Origin of the sequence: Caulobacter sp. FWC2 (assembly GCF_002742625.1) — a bacterium.
Lineage (GTDB): Bacteria > Pseudomonadota > Alphaproteobacteria > Caulobacterales > Caulobacteraceae > Caulobacter.
Window position 1 is genome coordinate 4,000,002 of sequence record NZ_PEBF01000001.1, and the last position, 19,659, is coordinate 4,019,660.

Consider the following 19,659-nt stretch of genomic DNA (forward strand, 5'->3'; position numbering starts at 1 on the left):
GGCGCGACTCCGAGTCGTCTCGAGTGATCAGGACGTGCTGCAGCGGAGCATCGGCGGATGACCATGGACAGGCCCTACCAACAGGTCGCGAAGCAGATCATCGAGCTCATCGAGTCCGGTGAATTCGCCCCCGGCAGCCGACTGCCCGGCGAGCGCGAACTGGCCGAACGGCTCGGCGTATCGCGCGTCACCGTGCGGGAGGCCGAGATCGCCCTCGAGGCTCAGGGCTACATCGCCGTCAAGACGGGCTCGGGCGTCTATGTCCGCCAGCGCCAGCCGACCGACCTGTCTCCACTGACCGAGGTTGACGCGTTCGAGCTGACGACGGTCCGCGCGGTCGTCGAAGCAGAGTCCGCGGCGCTGGCGGCGCTGAACATGGGTCCCGAAGCGCTTGAGCTGCTGGAAGACACCATGCGGGTGATGGCGGGCAACGACGAGGCGGCCGAAGAGGCCGACGAGCGCTTCCACCTGCTGATCGCCGAGAACAGCGGCAGCCCGATCATCGAGCATTTCGTGCGCACCCTCTGGCGGATGCGCAACGAGGCCCCGCGCGTCGTCCAAGTCTACAGCAACGTCTGCAAGAGCGGGTTCGAGGACCGGATCGAGGAGCACCGAGCCGTCTACGACGCCATCCGCAATCGCGATCCGAACGCGGCGCGTCTGGCGATGCGCGAGCACTTCAGCCGCCTGTTCGAAGCCATGCTGGCGGCCGAGGAGACCGAGGCCATCGTGCAGCTGCGCCGCAAGGCCTTGCAGCATCGCGACCGCTTCAAGCTCTCGGTGCAGCACGGCGCCGCCTGACGCCCAACACCATACGGCCCACCGAGACCTGGCAAACGAACCAGGCCGGCGACGATCGAGGAAACGGAATGAAACGCTTTTCCGCTCTGGCCCTGGCCGGAACCCTGTGGTGCGGCCCGGCCTTGGCCGAGGCGCCGCGCTTCACCAATCTCTTCAGCGATCACGCCGTTCTGCAGCGGGGCGAACCGGTTCGGCTCAGCGGCCGAGCCGACCCCGGCGCCGCCCTGAGCATCGAGATCGCCGGCCAAAGCCTGGCGACGACCGCCGATGCGAGCGGGCGCTGGGCGGTGACGACCAAGCCCATGACCGCCGGCGGCCCCTATGCGCTTTCCGTCTCCGACGGGCGCGCGCGAAGCCAGCTCAACGACGTCATGGTCGGAGAGGTCTGGTTCTGCTCCGGCCAGTCGAACATGGGCCTGAAGCTGCAGGACGCGACCAACGGCGGCAACGAGGTCCGGGACTCTGAAAACCCGCTGCTGCGGTTCACCGACGTCGGCCGCGATATCGCCGCCCGTCCGCTGGAGGAGGCCAAGGCCGTCAGCGGCTGGACCCTGGCGGCGCCGGCGAGCATCGGTCCGGCCTCGGCCGCCTGCTACTTCATGGCCAAGGCGCTGCAGGCCCATTTCGGCGTGACCGTCGGCTTCATCACCTCCACCTGGGGCGGCACCCAGACCCAGGCTTGGATCGGCGAGAGCGGGCTGCGGCCGCTCAAGACCTATGACGACGCGCTCGATCGCCTGGCCCTCTACGCCAAGGACCGGCAGGTCGGCGAGGCGCGGCAGGCGCGCTATTTCGACGACTGGTGGGCGACCCACGAGCCGGACGCCAAGGCCAAGGCCGCCTGGGCCAAACCCGACTTCGACGACACAAGCTGGAAACCGGTCCATCCGACAAAGGTCTGGGAGCGCCTCGGCGACCCTGAACTGACCAGCTTCAACGGCGCGGTCTGGTATCGGACCGCCTTCACCCTGACCAAGGCGCAGGCCGAGGCCGCCACGCGCCTCGCCCTGGGCCTGATCGACGACAGCGACACCACCTTCGTCAACGGCGTGCGGGTCGGCGGGATCGAGGGTCGCACCACGCGCCGGGGATACGCCTTGCCCAAGGGCCTGCTGGTGGCGGGTCGCAACGTCGTCGCGGTGCGGGTGCTGGATTCGGGCGGCTCCGGCGGCCTCTACGACACCGACGACCAGCGCTTCCTGGCCCTGGCGGACGGATCGAAAGTCCCCCTGCCCGAGGCGTGGCGCTATCGCGTCTCGGCGCCCCTGGACGCCCTGGGCGATGTTCCGGTGACGCCGTGGGATCCGACCAAGGGCACCGGCAGCCTATACAATGCCATGGTCGCGCCCGTAACGGCCTACACCGTCAAAGGGGTCGCGTGGTACCAGGGCGAGTCCAATGTCTATGACCCGGCGGCCTTCGGTCGACTTCTGCCAGCGTTGATCCAGCAGTGGCGGACGGCTTTCGGCGTGGCCGATCTGCCCTTCGTGCTCGTGCAGCTTCCGAACTACGGCTCCGTCAGCGACCGCGCGGGCGCCTCGAGAACCGCCGAGGTCCGCGAGCGCCAGCGCCTAACCGCCCAGGCTCTGGACCGTGTCGGCCTGACCTCGATCATCGACATCGGCGACCGATACGACATCCACCCGGGCCAGAAGACCGTCGCGGGCGGCCGGATGGCCTTGACCGCCCGGCGCGTGGCCTATCGCGAGACGGTGGCGCAAAGCCCCTCCCCCATCGCCGCGACGCGCTCGGGCGACGACCTGATCGTGCGTTTCAAGGACACCGCCAGCGGCCTGCGCACCTATAGCAGCGACACCGCCATCGGCTTCGAGCTCTGCGACGCCGATCGACGCTGCCGCTACGCTTCGGCCGTGGCGTCGGGCGACCACGTGACCCTGGCCGGCGCCAACCGGCCCGAGATCCGCGCCATCCGCTATGCCTGGAGCGACTCTCCGTTCGTCAACCTGTTCAACAGCGAGGACCTACCGGTCGGCCCCTTCGAGATCACCGTCGACTAGGGCAGCGTCACGCCGCCCGAGGGGGTCAAAAATTGTGGAAAACGCCTCCCGCCCCGGGATGAACCGCCAGACGAAAACCGTTCGGAAACCATGCCACCGTACAATCGGGGGATGATTGAACCTGAGAGGTTTGGCCATGGATTTTCACGAACAGGCACAAGCACACACCCAGATCCGCGAAACGCTCAGCGCGGCGATCAGCGAGCAGACCCAGCTCGATCCGTCCACCTTCAAAGCCGATCGCCTTTGCCCGACCGGCTGCTGGCTGCATGGGGATGGCGCTCGCCGTTGGGCTGGCAACCACGCCTTCCTTGGCCTGCTGGAGGCCCATCGCGACTTCCACGCCAAGGCGGCGAGCGTGGCTGACCAGATCGCCCGCGCGCAATACGCGGAAGCTCAGCGCGCGCTGCGCAACGGCACGCCTTTCGCCCAGGCGCTGGCGGACCTCAACGCCGCCTTCCGGCGCATGAGAACCGCGGCGACAACGCTCGCGGCCTAGCGCTCATCGCGGCGTGGCGCCTGGGGTCAGTTCGGCGGACGACGGAACCGGCGCGCGCTGCCGCCGGTTTCTAGTCTCCCCGTTCCCCAGGAGGCTTCCTCATGTCCAATCAAACGCTCTCCGGCCGCAAGGTCGCCGTGCTCGCCACCGACGGCTTCGAGCAGTCGGAACTGGAAAAACCCGTCGAGGCCTTGAAGGCCGCCGGGGCCACCGTCGAGGTGGTGTCGCCCAAGGCCGGTGAAATCCAAGGCTGGGAGCACCAGGACAAGGGCCGCACCGTCGCGGTCGACCGCGAACTCTCCGCCGCCAACCCTCAGGACTACGATAGCCTCGTCCTGCCGGGCGGGGTGATCAATCCCGACGCCCTGCGGCTGGAGCACGAGGCCATCGACTTCATCAAGCACTTCGTGACGGCGAAAAAGCCGATCGCGGCGATCTGCCATGGGCCGTGGACCCTGATCAACGCCGGCGCCGTCGAGGGCAAGGAGATGACCTCCTGGCCATCGCTGGAAATCGACCTCAAGAACGCCGGCGCCAAGTGGGTGGACCGTGAGGTGGTCGTCGACGATGGCCTCGTCACCTCGCGCAAGCCCGATGACCTGCCGGCCTTCTGCGCCAAAATGATCGAGGAATTCGCCGAAGGTCGCCACTAGGCCCTTCGACGGATTGCGATCCGAGGCTGGAGAAGGCGGGGCTAGAGGGCTCAGCCTTCTCCAGCCGCCGGTCATCCAGCCTCTGGCGCGGACTCACCAGAGCGACACCTGCAAATAAGCTACTGATTTTATTCAGGGTAGTGGCGGTGAGAGAGGGATTCGAACCCTCGATAGAGTTTCCCCTATACACGCGTTCCAGGCGTGCGCCTTCAACCACTCGGCCACCTCACCAACGCACAACGAGTCGGGGGTGGTTGAGACCCCCGGCGCGGGAAGGCGCGCAATATACTCAGGGACCGGCCGGTAGCAAGCGCGTTCCCGGATGAAACTGGCGAGGCGAGCGTTTATATCGAGGTGCAAGGATTCCCGCCTCGAAAGGCCGCTATGCTGTCGTCGACCAAGACCCCAGAGAAGCTGAGTGAAATGCCCACCGTCGAGACCGCCCTGCCCGGTCGTCCGGAGCCCATTGCGACGGCGGAGACGCACTTCATCAACGGCCATCCGCTGAAGGGTCCCTATCCGGACGGCCTGGAGACGGCGATCCTGGCCATGGGCTGCTTCTGGGGCGTGGAGCGGGTGTTCTGGCAGGTCCCGGGCGTCCATGTGACCGCCGCCGGCTATGCGGCCGGGATCACGCCCAACCCGACCTATGAGGAGGTCTGCACCGGCCGCACCGGGCACACCGAGGTCGTGCTTGTCGTGTTCGACCCGAAGGTCGTGACCTATGAGGCCCTGCTGAAGGCCTTCTGGGAAAACCATGACCCGACACAGGGCATGCGTCAGGGCGGCGACATCGGCACGCAATACCGCTCGGGCCTCTACGTCACCAACGACGCGCAAGGCTCCGCCGCCGTGGCCTCCAGGGAAGCCTATCAGCAGGCCCTGTCCGCCAAGGGCCTGGGCGACATCACCACCGAGATCGCCACTGCCGGCCCGTTCTATTTCGCCGAGGCCTATCACCAGCAGTACCTGGCCAAGAACCCTGACGGCTATTGCGGCATCGGTGGCACGGGCGTGGTCTGCCCCATCGGCCTGGGTGTGGGCGCGAGCGTCGAGGCCTGATGACCCCCGAGGCGTTCGACGAGGCCTGCCTGGCCCTGCCGGGCGCCACGATGTCCGTTCAGTGGGGCGACGACCACGTCTTCAAGGTCTGCGGCAAGATGTTCGCCGTCCGCGGCGAGGGCGTCACCCTGGGCGGCGGAATCTCGTTCAAGGCTTCGGACGTTGCGTTCGAGGTGCTGACGGAGACCGGCCGCGCCAGGCCCGCGCCTTACCTGGCCCGCGCCCGATGGGTGCATTTCGCGGAATTGTCCGAACTGGACGCCGACGAGGTCGCCGACTGGGTCAGGAGCGCCCACGGCCTGGTCGCCGCCAAGCTCACCCGCAAGCTTCGGGCGGCGCTGGGGCTCTAGGGCCGGCCAAGCCCTTCATGGCCAGGGCTTCGATGGCGTCCAGCAGGCGCTGGTTGGTCAGGCCCGGGGTGCCTGGCGCCCACTTGGTCAGCCAGATCAGCATGCCGACCATCAACTGGACCACCAGGGCCGGCTCGCACGGCGCGATGGTGCCGTCGGCCATACCCTCTTCCAGAAATCGCTCCAGCCGCCGGGACAGCCGCGCGGTCCAGGCCTCGATCGCCTGCCGCTGGGCTTGATCGAGATAGGAGCTGTCGCCGAAATAGAGCTGCGGCCCGTTGTCGACGGCGTCATCCAGCAGGGCCTGAAGGAAACGCCGCAGCTTGCACGAACCCGTCCCGCCGTCGGCGTCGACCTTGATCAGGATGGCCTCGAACCGCTCCAGCGACTGCTGGTGGCCGGCATAGGCCAGGGCCTGCTTGTTGGGGAAATAGTAGTAGAGCGCAGCGTCCTTGAGATGGAGGGCGGCGGCGATGTCGGTCATCGTGGCCGCCGCGAAGCCCTTGGCGTTGATGATCTCGATGGCCGCGCGCAGGATCGCTTCGCGCTTCTTCACCGACTTCTGGCTCTGCGCCATCGGCCTGACATCCTCCCCCGGAATCCGGGGAGTCAGGACCAGAGGGTCTCCGCCCTTAGCCAAACGCTGTCTCTCCTCCGCCCGGCGCGCACGATTCTTCCGTCGCGCGATTACCGGTGCTCCTGAGCATCACCTGAACGCGTTCTGCTGCAAACCGAAAATTCTAACTTGCGCTAGAATATCGAGATCATATTAAAATCAGCGTCAGTTGCGGACGGATGCAAGCCGTTCGCGCTGGGGCGGAAACATGACGCAAAGCGTCTCTATCCAAGGCCAAGGGCTCACGACCGCTCTCTGCGGTTCGCGCGGTCGGCCAGGATCGCCCTTCCCTCACGTCAACACATCCGCTCTTCCCCAAAAGAAACCCGCGATTGCTCGAGGCGGGACGGGACGAGTTACGGAAAATAATAAAGAAAAACAGGGAGTTCGTTATGAGAAACGTCCATTTGCTGGGGGTCTCGGCCCTCGCGCTCGCCATCGCCGCGCCCGCCTATGCGCAAACCACCCAGGCTGACGGAAACTCGATCTCGGAAATCGTCGTCACCGCCACCAAGCGGGAACAGACCCTGCAGGACGTGCCGATCTCGGTCGCCGTCACGGGGCAACAGACCATCGAACGCGCCCAGGTCCGCGACCTGATCGACCTGCAGTCGGTCGTTCCGTCGCTGAAGGTCCAGCAGTTCAACGCCGCCGGCCAGACCAACTTCGTCATCCGCGGCTTCGGCAACGGCAACGGCAACGACGGCATCGAAAGCTCAGTCGGCATCTTCATCGACGGCGTCTATCGCTCGCGTTCAGCCGCCGCCCTCGACGACCTTCCGGAAATCGAGCGCGTCGAAGTGCTGCGCGGCCCGCAGTCGACCCTGTTCGGCAAGAACGTCTCGGCCGGCGCGATCAGCATCGTGACCAAGAAGCCGCAGTTCGACTTCGGCGGTAAGGTCGAAGGCACCTACGGCAACTACAACACCCGCCAGATCAAGGGCACGATTACCGGCCCGCTCAGCGAGACCCTGGCGGTGCGCCTGTCGGGCAGCCTGAACAAGCGCGACGGCTACTTCACCAACCTGACCACCGGCGCCGACGTCAACGACCGCGACCGCTGGTCGATCCGCGGCGACATGCTGTGGGAACCGACCGATAAAACCTCGTTCCGCGTCATCGCCGACTACAACAAGATCAACGAGACCTGCTGCGGCGTGACCTCGATCTTCAACGGTCCGGCCACCCTGGCTATCGGCGGCTTGCTGAGGAAGCCGATCAGCGACACCACCAAGATCTTCGACCGCGACGTCATCTTCAACACCGACCCTGAGAACAAGCTGTCGGGCAAGGGCGTCTCGGGCCAACTCGACCATGACCTCGGCTTCGCCAAGCTGACCGCGATCACGGCCTATCGGAACCAGAAGAACGCCTCGTTCCAGGATATCGACTTCACCGGCGCGGACATCTCCAACAACCGCACGGCCAACACCATCAAGACCTTCACCCAGGAAGTGCGCCTGGCGTCGAGCGGCGACGGCCCGTTCAACTGGCTGATCGGCGGCTTCTACCAGAATGAAAAGCTGGATACCGGCCGTACGGTCACCTACGGCGCCGACATCCGCGCGTTCGCCGACGCGCTGTCGGGCGTCGTCAACACGGCCACCCTGCCGGCCGCGATCCGCCCCGCCCTGACGGGCCGATCGAACATTTACACCCTGGAGTTCCTGCAGAGCCTGGTGACGCCGTCGATCAAGCCCGGCTTGACCTACTTCCAGCCCGGCCAAGGCATCAGCGACTACTACAAGATGAAGCAGGAGTCGTACTCGCTGTTCAGCCAGTTCGACTACAAGGTCACCGAGAAGCTGACCCTGACCGGCGGCCTCGCCTACATGAACGACACCAAGAAGGCCCGCTCGAACGTCGTTCTGAACGACCCGTTCTCTTCGCTGAACCTGCAAAACGTTCCGCAGTTCGGCGCTCTCGGCCTTCCGGTGAACGCCTTCGGCGCCCTGGGCGCCCTGCAGTTCTTCTATGGCAACGACCCGACCCACGGCCCGGTCAACTATCCGAACGCCACCGAGTCCGGTCAGCTGAAGGGCGACAAGGTCACCTACGCCGTTCGCGCGGCCTATGACTTCGGCGCGATCAACGCCTATGCCAGCTACTCCACGGGCTGGAAGGCCGGCGCCTTCAACCTGTCGTCGGACAGCCGTCCGCCGAACGCCAACGGCGTGGGCCGCACCGCCCAGCCGGAAAACGTCAACGTCTACGAACTGGGCGTGAAGGCCAGCTTCCCGGGCGGCTACGCCAACATCGCGGCGTTCAAGCAGTCGATCAAAGGCTTCCAGTCGAACGCCTTCACCGGCCTCGGCTACAGCCTGGTCAACGCGGGTGAGGAGTCGGTGAAAGGCTTCGAGGTCGACAGCGCCTGGCGTCCGGTCCAATGGCTGAACCTGGCCGCTTCGGTCACCTATCTCGATCCGAAGTACGACAGCTTCTCCGGCGCGGCCTGCGTGGCCTTCGACACCGTCCGCTGCCCGGTCGACCCTGCCACCGGCCGTCGTCCGAACTTCCGCAACCTGACGGGCGACACCCCGGCGGGCATCTCGAAGTGGTCGTTCTCGACCTCGGCGACGATCAACCACGACATCACCGAGAACTGGAACGGCTATGCGCGCGTGGAATATGACCACAGCAGCAAGGTCCAGCTGACGGAAACGGTGTCGCCGACCCTGGCCAGCTACGGCACCGACGTCGTCAACGCCAGCTTGGGTGTCATCAACACCACCCATCAGCTGGAAATCGGCCTGTGGGCCCGCAACCTGACCAACGACGAAAGCCTGATCTCGGCCTTCCCGACGGTGGCCCAGGACGGCAGCTACAGCGGCTATCCGAACGCGCCGCGCACCTACGGCCTGACGGTTCGCAAGAGCTTCTAAGCTGATCTAAAGAGGGGCGGCCGGGTCTCAGGACTTGGCCGCCCTTTTCTTAGACAAAGTGGCCTGACCACCTTTCCTTGCGCCCTGGCCACTGGCCGTGCTTCAACCTTCTCATAAGGCCGAACGGCCACCCGAATGGGTCAATGGGAGGATGGGCGATGGAAACGCGATTGAAGGCTCTGATCGGCGCGGCGTGCGCCCTGACCCTGCTGGCGCCGCTAGGCGCATCGGCCTCCTCCCCCACCCTGACCCGCGCCGACAATCGCGACGGCCAGGACCTCTCGGGGACCTGGCGCTATTCGGTCGATCCCTATCGCGACGGCCTGGCCGGCTTCCACCGGGGGCCGCCGGGCGAAGGCCACCGCCGCTATGACGACGTCGATGTCGACGCGGTGACCCGGGCCAAGCCCAACGCCCTCTATGAATACGACATGGACCGCTCGCCCACGGCCACCCTGCCCCAGGGCTGGGTCGGGCACGACCCGTCCTTGCGCTACTACCAGGGCCTGATGTGGTACGAGCGGCGCTTCGACGCCCCGGCGCTGAAGCCCGGCCAACGCGCCTTCCTGCGCTTCGAAGCGGTCAACTATACCGCCAAGGTGTTCCTGAACGGCAAGAGCGTCGGCGAACACGAGGGCGGCTTCACCCCCTTCTCGCTGGAAGTCACCGAGACCCTGAGGGCCAGTAACAACCAGATCACGGTCGGCGTCGATTCCACGCCCCAGGCCGACGGCGTGCCGCCGCCAGTGACCGACTGGGAGAACTACGGCGGCGTCACCCGGCCGATGCGCCTGGTCATCACGCCCGGCACCTTCGTCGATGAAGCCTGGGTGCGCCTGACCAAGGACGGCAAGATCGCCGCTACCGTCAAGCTGGACGGCGCGCAGGCCGCCAACCAGGAGGTGCATGTCCGCATCGCCGAATTGGGCCTGGACGTCTCCGGCAAGACCGACGCCGGCGGCGTCCTCAACGCCTCGATCGCTGCGCCCAAAAGCCTGGTCCGCTGGTCGCCCGAGAAGCCCAAGCTTTACGACGTCGTCGTCCAGGCCGGCGAGGACCGGCTGACCGACCGGGTCGGTCTGCGCACCATCGAGACCAGGGGCAGCCAGATCCTGCTCAACGGCAAGCCGATCTTCCTGCGCGGCATCTCGGTCCACGAGGAGGAGTTCGGCGACAACCCCGCCCGCACCATCACCGAGGCCGGAGCCCGCGCCCTGCTGGCCGAGGTCAAGGAGGGCCTGCACGGCAACTTCGTGCGCCTGGCCCACTATCCGCACAGCGAGATCACCACCCGCGTCGCCGACGAGATGGGCCTGCTGGTCTGGAGCGAGATCCCCGTCTACTGGCTGGTCGACTTTGGCAATCCGCGCACCCTTGAGCTGGCGCGCGGGATGCTGGCCGACAACATCCGCCGTGATCGCAACCGCGCCTCGATCATCATGTGGAGCGTCGCCAACGAGACGCCGATCACCGATCCGCGCAACACCTTCCTCTACCAGCTGGTCGACGACGTCCGGGCGCTGGACGACAGCCGCCTGGTCACCGCCGCCCTGCTGACGGCGCGCAAGACCAACAACGGTGTCGTCGAGATGGGCCTCAACGACCCGCTGGCCGACAAGCTCGATGTGCTGGCCGCCAACACCTACAACGGCTGGTATACCGACGACACGCTCGACAGCTTGCCGGCCATGACCTGGAAGGCCACGGACAAGCCGATGGTGTTCTCGGAATTCGGCGCCGACGCCCTGTCCGGCTTCAGCGACCCGGCGCTGATGCGCAAGTTCTCTGAGGACTTCCAGAAGAAGTACTACGAGAAGACCCTGGCCATGGCCGCCAAGGTCCCGACCCTGGCCGGCATGTCGCCCTGGATCCTCAAGGACTTCCGCAGCCCCCGGCGCCAGAACCCGATCTATCAGCAGGGTTGGAATCGCAAGGGCCTGGTTTCGCCGACGGGGCGGCGCAAGCCGGCGTTCTTCGTGCTGCAGGGCTTCTACAAGCAGAAGGAAGCCGGCCAAAAGGTCGACGGGAAATAGGGATCGCGGTCGCCGACTGCCCCAGCGTGGCGGCCGGCGACGCTAACCATACTCTCGTATAGGTGCGACAGACCAACGCAGGTCGCGGCCAAGCCTTCGTTGAATGGTCCCCGAAACGGGGATGGAGAACACTGATCGTCGAAACACTGAGCCCTCTCCCCCGGGGCACAACGGAGATCGACGCCATGTCCTACCAACCCGCCAACCGCGCTTTCGAGACTGCCTCCACCCGCTTCGACGGCGTCATCGCCGGTCAGGTCCTGGGCGACGAGGTCGGCGCCTTCGCGCCGGACCTGAAGGACATCCTGGCCCGCGCCGAACGCGCGATCGGCAACGACCTGGACGCCACCCGCGCCCTGCTGGCCGAGGCCAGCGCCATGGTCGCGCAAGCCGCCGAGACCCACGGCCGAGCCCGCGAGGTCAGCCTGGGCGGCCTCGCCCCCTGGCAGGCCAAGCGGGTCAGCGCCCATATCGACGCCAATCTGGGGGGCGCCATACCGGTCTCGTACCTGGCCGATCTGGTGACGCTAAGCGCCGGCCACTTCAGCCGCGCCTTCAAGCAGACCTTTGGCGACACCCCGCACGGACACGTGATGCGCCGACGGGTCGAGACCGCCAAGGCGATGATGTTGAGGAGCGCCGAGCCGCTGAGCCAGATCGCCTATCTGTGTGGCTTCGCCGACCAGGCCCACTTCTCGCGGACCTTCCGCAAACTGGCCGGCGAGACGCCCCTGGCCTGGCGTCGAGCCCACTACGCGGCGGCCTGAAACATTCGTGCAAACGACTGCGCCGGTTTGTCGCACCCCTAAGGTAACCTAGCCATTGCCATTTTTACGGGACTCGCCGAAAGTTCCCGGACTCGGCGCACCCCACCGCGTCCGACACCTTTCAAGAGCCGGCTGGCCCCGCCTCGTGCGGGACCAGCCGGCTTCATTTAAGGCATAGCGTTTGCCCTGCCCGTGGCGATGACGCCGGGATAGTGGACCTTCGTTGATCTAGGCTTCTAAGCGGCAGGCAGGACCACGCGGAACAAGGCGCCACCGCCCGGCGCGGTCTGCACCGAGATCCCGCCACCGTGAGCCTCCACGATCGACTTGCTGATCGACAGGCCCATGCCCATTCCCGTCGCCTTGGTCGAGTGGAACGCCTTGAACAGGTTCTGCACGTCCTCCGGAGCGACGCCTGGACCCGTGTCGGCCACCTCCAGCACGACATGCTCGCCGGCGCGCCGTGTGGAGAGGGTCAGGTCGCGCACCGTCGTCGCGCCGCCGCCCATCGCCTGGATCCCGTTCATGGCCAGGTTGATGACCACCTGCTGCAACTGCACCCGGTCGCCTCGGATCTCGCCGACGTCCGGCGACAAGGCCATGATCAGTCGAACGTCGTGCGCCGCCAGCTCGCGCTTCAGCAGCAGGGCGGCGTCCTCGATCGCCGCGTTCAGCGCCACCGGCGCGCGCTGCGGATCCTTGTTCGAGGCCAGAGCGCGGATGCGACTGATGATGTCCGAGGCCCGTTGTCCCTCGACGATCATCCGGCTCATGGCGGCGCGGGCCTCCTCAAGGTCGGGCTCGGCGCGATTGATCCAGCGCAGCCCGGCCTCACCGTTGGTGACGATGGCGGCCAGGGGCTGGTTGACCTCGTGGGCGATCGAAGCGGTCAGCTCGCCCAGGGTCGAGACCCGGGCGGCGTGGGCCAGATCGGCCTCGGCCTTGCGCAAGGCGTCCTGGGCCGCCAGCCGATCGCTGATGTCGACAATGCCGATCAGCACCGTGCCCCGCTTGACCCCGTCGCGGGGGTAGCAGGTGGTGAACAGGGCGTCGAACTCGGTCCCGTCGGACTTGTAGAACCGCGCCTCGGCCTCATAGCTATGCCGCCGTTCCAGCGCCGCGAAGACGCTCTCGGCGAACACGCCTTCGCTGGACCGGGGCCAGAACCGCGACACCGACCCCAGCAGCTCTTCGCGCGGCGCGCCGAACAGGGCGACGGACTTGTCGTTGACGTCGACCACCTGCGAGACATCGATCATCCGCCGGACGACCTCCGGATGGGCCGCGACGTGGGCGCGGAGATCGGTCACGCCTTGCCCTTGCAGCTCGGCCAGCATCTGGCTCAAACCGTTGAAGTCCAGCTCCCAGAACGACACCGCCATGGCGCGGAAGACGTTGCTGTAGCGGTACTCGCTGTATTTCAGCGCCAGCGCCGCCCGATGCGCGGCCGTGACGTCGCGACCGGTCTCCAGGACTTCCACCGGCGCGCCATCCGCGTCTCGGCGCAGAGTCCAGCGGCCGTCGATGACCACGGTCTCGCCGGCGGCCGTGGTCCGCGTCAGCTCGCCCTCCCAGTGGCCGGCCTCGATCAGCTGGGCCTTGATCGCCGCGATCTCGGCTGGATAGCGCGTCGCCAGCAGGACGTCGGGATCACGGCCCACGGCGTCCTCGCGCGCATAGCCGTACAGCGCCGACGCGCCGCGATTCCAGAAGGTGATCCGGCCCTCAAGATCGCTGACGAAGATGGCGTCGTGCGCCGCGTCCAGCATCTCGGCCAGGTCCTGGCGCCGGCGTTCGATATCTTCGGAGGCCGCCAAGGCGAACATCGCGGACGAACTGTCGATCATGCGGCCCTGTCTCCCACGGCCTTTATTGACGAGGCTGCGCGTCTGGTCCAGCTAACGAGACAATGACGCCCCAAACGGTCCATATCGTCGATGACGACGGCGCCCTACGCGAGGCGCTGGGCAGCCTGTTCCGGTCCGTGGGACTGGAGACCAGGGCGTTCGGCAACGCGCAGGAGTTCCTGCAATCGGGCCATGCCCACGATGCCGGCTGCCTCGTCCTCGACGTGCGCCTGCCGGGCCTGTCCGGCCTCGACTTCCAGGAGAAGCTGGCCGCCGCCGAGATCCGCATGCCGATCGTGCTGATGACCGGTCATGGCGACATCCCGATGAGCGTGCGCGGCATGAAGGCCGGGGCCGTGGACTTCCTGACCAAGCCCTTCCGCGACCAGGACATGCTGGACGCCGTCGCCGCCGCCCTGGAACGCGATCAGGCGGCGCGCGCCCAGCAGGGCGGTCTCGATGACCTGCGCACGCTCTATGAGACGCTGAGCATGCGCGAGAAGCAGGTCATGGCCCTGGTCGCCAGCGGCCTGATGAACAAGCAGGCCGCCCACCAGCTGGGTCTCTCCGAAATCACCGTGAAGATCCATCGCGGCAACCTGATGCGGAAGATGGAGGCCAAAAGCCTGGCCGACCTGGTCCGCATGGCCGAGACCCTCAAGCTGCGGCCTGAAGACCCTTCGTGACGGGGCGTCTTGGACGATCCTGACGCAAGGCCACACAAACCTCCGTATAATTTCCGCGACCGCGGTTATCGGGCACTGATCATCACGCGGCCCGCCGTCGCGCGTTCAAGGATTCTGTCTTGCCCTCCTCCCCGCTCATCTGTGTCGTCGACGACGACGACTCGGTCCGCGTCTCGCTGGAAGGGCTGCTGCGATCGCTGGGCCACCGCGTCCAGGCGTTCGACAGCGCCACGGCCTTCATGGCCTCGGCCGCTCGGGGCCAGGCCGACTGCGTGATCAGCGACCTTCAGATGCCCGGCATGACGGGCGTCGAGATGAAGGAGGCGATGATCGCGGCGGGCGAGAAGACCCCGGTGATCCTGATCACGGCCTTCGCCGACGACATCCAGAAGCTCCGCGCCGAGAAGGCGGGCGTGACCTGCTTCCTGCCCAAACCGTTCAATGGCGAGAAGCTGATCGACTGCTTGAACCAGGCGCTGCTCCCCCGCGATGCTGGGGAGGATCCTAAAACGGCTTGTCGCCCTTGATCGTCACGCGCTCGACAATCCGCTCCTGGGGCCAGTAGTCGAGGATCGCGTAATGCTGGGTGGCCCGGTTGTCCCAGAAGACGATGGCGTTCGGCGTCCAGCGGAAGCGGACCTGGTATTCGGGCACCTTCACGCGGTCCAGCAGGTCGGCCAGCAGCGCCTTGGCCTCGTCCTCGGGCAAACCGAGGATCCGGGTGGTGAAGACCTTGTTGACGAACAGGTGCTTGTCGCCGGTCTCCGGATGGGTGCGGACCACCGGATGGATCATCGGCGGATAGGCGGCGCGCAGTTCCTGGCGCTTGGCCTCGTCGACGCGATAGCCATAGCTCTGGATGATGTCGTGCTCGGCCGTGAGTGTCGCCAGCTTGTCCTTCAGGGCCTGCGGCAGGTCAGCATAGATCGCGGCGGTGTCGGCGAACAAGGTGTCGCCGCCCAGCGGCGGCATGTGCCGCATCCGCAGCACCCCGCCCATCGACGGCGCCTCGCGGAAGGTGACGTCGGTGTGCCACTTGTTGGCCGCGCGGACGAGCGGGACGATCTCTTCGCGCAGCTTCATGCCGTCGGCCGCCTCGATGTGCAGGATTTCCGGGAAGCCCGGCACGTGGGCGGTTACCGGATGCCCCTCCAGCTCGCCGAAGTATCGGCCAAAGCGGACGTGGTCCTCGTAGGAAATGTCCTGGTCGCGGAAGAACACCACCTTGTGGCGCAACAGCGCCGCGCGTATCGCCGCGACGATCTCGGGTGTGAGCGGCTGGGTCAGGTCGAGACCGGAGATCTCGGCCCCCAGCACTGTGCTGACGGGCGTGACGGTCAAGCCGGCATAGGGGGCGGCGTCGTGTTCGGAGATCGAGACCGGAGCGTTCATGGCGTCCTCCCTGGACTTTCCAGAACCCTACGACCGAACGCCGATCGCTCAATTCACAATTTCTGGGGCCGGCCCCAGTTAGCGAGAATAGTCCCGTTCCTCGTAGTCGAACCAGTCAAAGTCGGCCGGCGCCGCGGTTCCGGACGTGTCCTGGCACGCCATGCCGACGAAGGCGCCGGTGAAGTTCGGCGCGCCGGGCGCGGTGGCCTCGTCCGACAGGATCGAGGCGTCGAACGACTCCGGCAGCCAGGTCCACTCGCCCTGTCCCTGACGGTAGCCGAACCGCAGGCGCTCGAAATCGACCTCGACCCGCAGTTCGATCGGGCCGGCGTCCAGCGGGATCGGGGTCGTGAAACTGTCGGACTGCGGGCTGTCGGGACTGCAGCTCATCACCCTCAGGTGCTTGCCGATCGCCTCATCGTGGCTGACGTGCAGATAGTGCAGCTTGGAGCCGTTGTAGTAGCAGATCAGCCCCGCGGCCTGCTGGAAGTGCTCGGGCTCGAAGTCCAGCACCGTGGCGGCCGAATAGCACTGCGCCTGCTGGCGGCGGGCGACCAGGGCCTGGCGGAAGACGCTGCCCACGCTCTCGCGGCCGTAGAGGCGCAGAGAACCCGGCTTGGCGGTCAGGCTGAACAGCTCTTCCGGATAGGGCGTCCGCAGCCACTGGAAGTCGATCGGCAGGTCGGGACCGTCGAAGTCGGCGCGGACCGGCGTGGCGGGCCAGGGCTGTTCCGGCAGATCCGGCGCGGGCGTTTCCAGCGTCGGGTCGCCGGAGCCGTCCAGGGTGCGCGGCCAGCCGTCCTCGCCCCAGACCAGCTTCTGGATCGCCGTCTCGCGCCCCAGCGGGCAGCGGCCGCGATTGGGCAGGGGGCGGCCCACCAGATAGACGGCGTAGGTCTCACCGTCGGCGGTCTCGACCAGGTCGCCGTGACCGGCGCGCTGGAGGGCCACGTGCGGACGGTCGCGCGACGTCAGGAGATAGGTATCGGGGTGCAGGTCGTAGGGACCATCGAGGCTCCGCGACCGGGCCAGGGTCATGGTGTGCCCCCAACCGGTGCCGCCCTCGGCGGTGACCAGGTAGTACCAGCCGTCGCGCTTATAGAGGTGCGGCGCCTCGGTCAGGCCGATCGACGTGCCTTCGAAGATCACCTTGCGCGGACCGACCAGCCTCCCCCCGGCGACCGAAAATCGCTGCAGCACGATACCGGCGAAGCGGGTCTTGCCGGGCCGGTGGTCCCACAGCTGGTTGACCAGCCACTTGCGGCCATCGTCGTCGTGGAACAGCGACGGGTCGAAGCCGGAGCTGTTCAGATAGATCGGATCCGACCATGGGCCATCGATGCTGTCGGCCGTGACCAGGTAGTTGTGGAAGTCGCGCAGGCTCGCCCCCGACGCGCCGCCGACGGTCGTCCGGCCGTAGCGCTTCACGTCGGTGAAGATCAGCCAGAACTTGCCGTCGGCATGGGTCAGGCAGGGCGCCCAGACGCCGCAGCTGTCGGGATCGCCCCGCATGTCCAGTTGGCTGGCGCGAGTCAGCGGTCGGCTCAGCAGCCGCCAGTTCTTCAGGTCCCGCGAATGGTGGATCTGGACGCCCGGGAACCACTCGAAGGTCGAGGTGGCGACATAGTAGTCCTCGCCCACCCGCACGATCGACGGGTCCGGGTTGAAGCCGCGAAGGATCGGGTTCTGGATCACGCTCATACTTTTACCTCAGGTGCGGCGCGGTCCTTGACCAGCGTCCACAGCAGAACCGCCCCGGCGATGTCGAGCACGCCCAGCGCCACGAAGAACGGGTCGTAGCCGATCGTCGTCACCAGCCCGCCGATCATCAGGGAGAAGATCAGCAAGCCCAGATTGCCCATCATCCCGGCCAGCCCCGCCACGGTGGCGACCTCGTCGCGACGGAACAGATCCGAGGCCATGGTGATGACGGTGACCGACAGGGTCTGGTGGGCGAAGCCGCCCAGGCACAGCAGGGCGATGGCGGCGTAGGCGCTCTCGACCTTGCCGACGAAGATCATGCCGGTCATCAGGACCGCGCCCAGGGTGAAGGCGATGCGGCGGGCGTTGATCAGCGACACCCCGCGCTTCTGCAGGAAATGCGCGATCACTGGCCCGGCAAGGCACCCCAGGTCGGCGGCGACGAACGGCATCCAGGCGAACAGGGCGATCTGCTTGAGATCGAAGCCGCGCGTCTGCGACAGATACAGCGGCACCCAGAACGACAGCGTTCCCCAGGTCGGGTCTGCCAGAAAGCGCGGCAAGGCGATGCCCCAGAACTGGCCCTGCTTGAGGATCGAGAGGATCGACGGTTTGGTCCCGGCGGCGGCAAGGTGCGTCTCCTGGCCGGCGGCGATCTGGGCGCGCTCCTCGTCGGTCATCGACGGGTGCTGCTCGGGCGAGCGGTAGAAGGTCAGCCACAGCACCACCCAGACCAGGCCAAAGGCGCCGGTCAGCACGAAGGCCGCCCGCCAGTTCCAGGCCAGCACGGCCCAGACCACCAGCGGCGGCGCCAGGACCGAACCGATCGAGGCCCCGATGTTGAACACCCCGCCCGCGAAGCCGCGCTCCTTGGCCGGGAACCAGGTCGCCACCGTCTTCATGCCCGCCGGCTGGGCCGAACCCTCGGCCAGCCCCAGGAAGGCGCGCAGGACGGCGAAGCCCTGCCAGTTGTGGACCAGCCCGTGGGCCATGGCGATCAGCGACCACGCGGCCGCGAAGACCGCGAAGCCGGTGCGCAAGCCCAGGGTGTCGAGCACATAGCCGCAGAACGGCTGCAGCATGATCCCCAGCTGGAAGGCGCCGGTGATCCAGGAATACTCCTTCACGGAGATATCCAGGTCCTTCATCACCGTTGGGGCGGCGATGCCCATGGTCGAGCGCGTCAGGTAGTTGACGATCGCGCCCAGCATGACCAGGCCGATGATCCACCAGCGCAGGGCCCTGAGCTTTGGAAAAGAGACTTTCGGCAAGGCGGCTCTCCCCGTCGGGCGCCCTAGACCGGCCCGTTCGATGGTACCGCTATCGTCGTTGAGGTCTGACGTCCACCCTGCCGTGGTCTGATATCACCCGGCCTTCTTGGGCGCGGCGTGACCGGCCGCCGGGGCCTTGGCGTGGCTACGGGCGCGAGCGCTGGCGGACGGGGCCTTCTTGGCGGGCTTTGCGGACGCCTTGCCCTTGGAGCGGGCCTTGATTCGGGCGTCCTTCTCGGCGGCCACCTTCTGGAAGGCCTGCATATGCTTGTCCGCCCGCTGTTTGCAGTGGGCGTGCATGGTCTCGAGTTCCTTGTCGGTCAGCTTTTCGATGCCGATGAACTCGTCCTCAGCCGCGGTGGTGGCGCGGATCAGCTCGTCCAGCTTGGTCTGCAGGGCGACGCCGTCGCGGTTCTGGGTGTTCTGGATCAGGAACACCATCAGAAAGGTGATGATCGTGGTGCCGGTGTTGATCACCAACTGCCAGGTCTCGGAGAACTTGAAGATCGGCCCCGTCACCGCCCACAGCACGACGAAGGCGACGCAGATCAGAAACGCGGGCGGACTGCCCGTGGCGCGGGCCGTGACATTGGCGAACTTGGCGAACAGCTTGTCCACGCGGCGACCTCCGAAGCCTTTCCGCGGAAAGGCGCCATCCTCTGGGGTTCGAGCGCGCTACGCGCTCGCGATCGCCCCGGTAACGCCTAGACGGGCGCGGAAGCTCCGCGTTCCGGCATCGGTCGATGCAGGACCTGGGCGCCGCGTCGCTCGACCTCGCCGACGAAGCGATCCTTGCCGTCGGCGGCAGTAGCCGGTTCCCAGACGAAGACACCTACGCAGTCATGCGCCGCCGCGACGTCGACCGCCAACTGGAGCGCTTCGAGGTCATTCTGGGCGGCATTGGCGATGAAGGTCAGGGACACGCCATCGGCCCGTCGCGGGTAGAAGAGGTACGTAGGCACGACATGGACTCCTGCCTTTCGAGCGGGAGTGAAGCCTAGGCTTCGTCTCTCAGTCACCAGCGCTCGAAAAGGCTGTGCTGGTGATGACTACAGATTAACACTCCGATTTGGGGAGCGCG

General features: G+C 66.7%; 18 protein-coding genes and 1 tRNA gene. 11 read left to right on the forward strand and 8 right to left on the reverse strand.

What is annotated here, in order from left to right:
* The first annotated feature begins 57 nt into the window (after window positions 1–57).
* The 4 genes from CSW62_RS19000 to CSW62_RS19015 all read left to right on the forward strand — a co-directional run bounded on the left by CSW62_RS19000 (window position 58) and on the right by CSW62_RS19015 (window position 3,971).
* Window positions 58–801 (forward strand): FadR/GntR family transcriptional regulator, encoded by a 744-nt coding sequence (locus CSW62_RS19000; protein ID WP_099580505.1) that lies wholly within the window; start codon window positions 58–60, stop codon window positions 799–801.
* Between the two features lie 68 nt (window positions 802–869).
* Window positions 870–2,819, forward strand: coding sequence for a sialate O-acetylesterase (locus tag CSW62_RS19005; RefSeq protein WP_099580507.1), 1,950 nt, complete (start codon window positions 870–872; stop codon window positions 2,817–2,819).
* 136 nt (window positions 2,820–2,955) lie between these two features.
* Entirely contained in the window at window positions 2,956–3,318 is a 363-nt protein-coding gene (locus CSW62_RS19010) for a CZB domain-containing protein (protein WP_099580509.1), read from the forward strand.
* A 101-nt stretch (window positions 3,319–3,419) separates the two neighbouring features.
* The gene (locus CSW62_RS19015; RefSeq protein WP_099580511.1) at window positions 3,420–3,971 is read left to right on the forward strand and encodes a type 1 glutamine amidotransferase domain-containing protein; all 552 of its coding nucleotides are present in this window, start codon (window positions 3,420–3,422) and stop codon (window positions 3,969–3,971) included.
* A gap of 141 nt (window positions 3,972–4,112) precedes the next feature.
* Here the strand turns inward: CSW62_RS19015 and CSW62_RS19020 are convergent.
* Window positions 4,113–4,202: transfer RNA gene (locus CSW62_RS19020), tRNA-Ser, on the reverse strand.
* 153 nt (window positions 4,203–4,355) lie between these two features.
* Between CSW62_RS19020 and msrA the strand changes: the two genes are divergently transcribed.
* Together msrA and CSW62_RS19030 are read left to right on the forward strand one after the other, a co-directional pair.
* Complete coding sequence (gene msrA, locus CSW62_RS19025) at window positions 4,356–5,033, forward strand: peptide-methionine (S)-S-oxide reductase MsrA (RefSeq protein ID WP_099580512.1); 678 nt, start codon at window positions 4,356–4,358, stop codon at window positions 5,031–5,033.
* Window positions 5,033–5,383 carry an MmcQ/YjbR family DNA-binding protein gene (locus CSW62_RS19030; protein ID WP_099580514.1) on the forward strand — a complete coding sequence of 117 codons (351 nt, stop codon included), beginning with the start codon at window positions 5,033–5,035 and terminating at the stop codon, window positions 5,381–5,383. The genes msrA and CSW62_RS19030 overlap by 1 nt, the downstream gene beginning before the upstream one ends.
* Here the strand turns inward: CSW62_RS19030 and CSW62_RS19035 are convergent.
* Complete coding sequence (locus tag CSW62_RS19035; protein ID WP_099580516.1) at window positions 5,349–6,023, reverse strand: TetR/AcrR family transcriptional regulator; 675 nt, start codon at window positions 6,021–6,023, stop codon at window positions 5,349–5,351. The genes CSW62_RS19030 and CSW62_RS19035 overlap by 35 nt on opposite strands.
* 368 nt (window positions 6,024–6,391) lie before the next feature.
* Here CSW62_RS19035 and CSW62_RS19045 point away from each other — a divergent pair, with 368 nt between their 5' ends.
* The 3 genes from CSW62_RS19045 (at window position 6,392) to CSW62_RS19055 (ending at window position 11,681) form a co-directional block, all read left to right on the forward strand.
* Window positions 6,392–8,881 carry a TonB-dependent receptor gene (locus CSW62_RS19045; RefSeq protein ID WP_099580520.1) on the forward strand — a complete coding sequence of 830 codons (2,490 nt, stop codon included), beginning with the start codon at window positions 6,392–6,394 and terminating at the stop codon, window positions 8,879–8,881.
* A gap of 158 nt (window positions 8,882–9,039) precedes the next feature.
* Window positions 9,040–10,914, forward strand: a complete 1,875-nt coding sequence (locus tag CSW62_RS19050) for a glycoside hydrolase family 2 protein (RefSeq protein ID WP_099580522.1) — start codon at window positions 9,040–9,042, stop codon at window positions 10,912–10,914.
* A gap of 185 nt (window positions 10,915–11,099) precedes the next feature.
* Window positions 11,100–11,681 (forward strand): AraC family transcriptional regulator, encoded by a 582-nt coding sequence (locus CSW62_RS19055; protein WP_099580524.1) that lies wholly within the window; start codon window positions 11,100–11,102, stop codon window positions 11,679–11,681.
* Window positions 11,682–11,917: 236 nt separating this feature from the next.
* On the opposite strand, the gene CSW62_RS19060 is transcribed toward CSW62_RS19055, so the two are convergent.
* Window positions 11,918–13,528, reverse strand: coding sequence for an ATP-binding protein (locus CSW62_RS19060; protein ID WP_099580526.1), 1,611 nt, complete (start codon window positions 13,526–13,528; stop codon window positions 11,918–11,920).
* Between the two features lie 62 nt (window positions 13,529–13,590).
* Between CSW62_RS19060 and CSW62_RS19065 the strand changes: the two genes are divergently transcribed.
* Together CSW62_RS19065 and CSW62_RS19070 are read left to right on the forward strand one after the other, a co-directional pair.
* A complete protein-coding gene (locus tag CSW62_RS19065; RefSeq protein WP_099580528.1) occupies window positions 13,591–14,214 on the forward strand; it encodes a response regulator transcription factor in 624 nt (207 codons plus the stop codon).
* A 119-nt stretch (window positions 14,215–14,333) separates the two neighbouring features.
* Window positions 14,334–14,741, forward strand: coding sequence for a response regulator (locus CSW62_RS19070; protein ID WP_099580530.1), 408 nt, complete (start codon window positions 14,334–14,336; stop codon window positions 14,739–14,741).
* Here CSW62_RS19070 and CSW62_RS19075 read toward each other — a convergent pair.
* The 5 genes from CSW62_RS19075 to CSW62_RS19095 all read right to left on the reverse strand — a co-directional run bounded on the left by CSW62_RS19075 (window position 14,719) and on the right by CSW62_RS19095 (window position 19,540).
* Window positions 14,719–15,606: a TauD/TfdA family dioxygenase gene (locus CSW62_RS19075; RefSeq protein WP_099580532.1), complete on the reverse strand. Its 888-nt coding sequence runs from the start codon at window positions 15,604–15,606 to the stop codon at window positions 14,719–14,721. The genes CSW62_RS19070 and CSW62_RS19075 overlap by 23 nt on opposite strands.
* Before the next feature lie 78 nt (window positions 15,607–15,684).
* On the reverse strand, window positions 15,685–17,307 hold the full coding sequence (locus CSW62_RS19080; RefSeq protein ID WP_099580534.1) for a glycoside hydrolase family 43 protein: 1,623 nt from the start codon (window positions 17,305–17,307) through the stop codon (window positions 15,685–15,687).
* Window positions 17,304–18,518, reverse strand: a complete 1,215-nt coding sequence (locus CSW62_RS19085) for an MFS transporter (RefSeq protein WP_099582368.1) — start codon at window positions 18,516–18,518, stop codon at window positions 17,304–17,306. The genes CSW62_RS19080 and CSW62_RS19085 overlap by 4 nt, the downstream gene beginning before the upstream one ends.
* 153 nt (window positions 18,519–18,671) lie before the next feature.
* Window positions 18,672–19,196, reverse strand: a complete 525-nt coding sequence (locus CSW62_RS19090) for a low affinity iron permease family protein (RefSeq protein ID WP_099580536.1) — start codon at window positions 19,194–19,196, stop codon at window positions 18,672–18,674.
* An 86-nt stretch (window positions 19,197–19,282) separates the two neighbouring features.
* Window positions 19,283–19,540 carry a hypothetical protein gene (locus tag CSW62_RS19095; protein WP_199170641.1) on the reverse strand — a complete coding sequence of 86 codons (258 nt, stop codon included), beginning with the start codon at window positions 19,538–19,540 and terminating at the stop codon, window positions 19,283–19,285.
* Window positions 19,541–19,659 lie beyond the last annotated feature (119 nt).

Excerpts from the sequence above, each read along its gene's own strand:
- CSW62_RS19000 (WP_099580505.1), top strand. The coding sequence starts at position 58 with ATGACCATGGACAGGCCCTACCAACAGGTCGCGAAGCAGATCATCGAG.
- CSW62_RS19005 (WP_099580507.1), top strand. The coding sequence starts at position 870 with ATGAAACGCTTTTCCGCTCTGGCCCTGGCCGGAACCCTGTGGTGCGGC.
- CSW62_RS19010 (WP_099580509.1), top strand. The coding sequence starts at position 2,956 with ATGGATTTTCACGAACAGGCACAAGCACACACCCAGATCCGCGAAACG.
- CSW62_RS19015 (WP_099580511.1), top strand. The coding sequence starts at position 3,420 with ATGTCCAATCAAACGCTCTCCGGCCGCAAGGTCGCCGTGCTCGCCACC.
- msrA (WP_099580512.1), top strand. The coding sequence starts at position 4,356 with ATGCTGTCGTCGACCAAGACCCCAGAGAAGCTGAGTGAAATGCCCACC.
- CSW62_RS19030 (WP_099580514.1), top strand. The coding sequence starts at position 5,033 with ATGACCCCCGAGGCGTTCGACGAGGCCTGCCTGGCCCTGCCGGGCGCC.
- CSW62_RS19045 (WP_099580520.1), top strand. The coding sequence starts at position 6,392 with ATGAGAAACGTCCATTTGCTGGGGGTCTCGGCCCTCGCGCTCGCCATC.
- CSW62_RS19050 (WP_099580522.1), top strand. The coding sequence starts at position 9,040 with ATGGAAACGCGATTGAAGGCTCTGATCGGCGCGGCGTGCGCCCTGACC.
- CSW62_RS19055 (WP_099580524.1), top strand. The coding sequence starts at position 11,100 with ATGTCCTACCAACCCGCCAACCGCGCTTTCGAGACTGCCTCCACCCGC.
- CSW62_RS19060 (WP_099580526.1), bottom strand. The coding sequence starts at position 13,528 with ATGATCGACAGTTCGTCCGCGATGTTCGCCTTGGCGGCCTCCGAAGAT.
- CSW62_RS19065 (WP_099580528.1), top strand. The coding sequence starts at position 13,591 with ATGACGCCCCAAACGGTCCATATCGTCGATGACGACGGCGCCCTACGC.
- CSW62_RS19075 (WP_099580532.1), bottom strand. The coding sequence starts at position 15,606 with ATGAACGCTCCGGTCTCGATCTCCGAACACGACGCCGCCCCCTATGCC.
- CSW62_RS19080 (WP_099580534.1), bottom strand. The coding sequence starts at position 17,307 with ATGAGCGTGATCCAGAACCCGATCCTTCGCGGCTTCAACCCGGACCCG.
- CSW62_RS19085 (WP_099582368.1), bottom strand. The coding sequence starts at position 18,518 with ATGCTGGGCGCGATCGTCAACTACCTGACGCGCTCGACCATGGGCATC.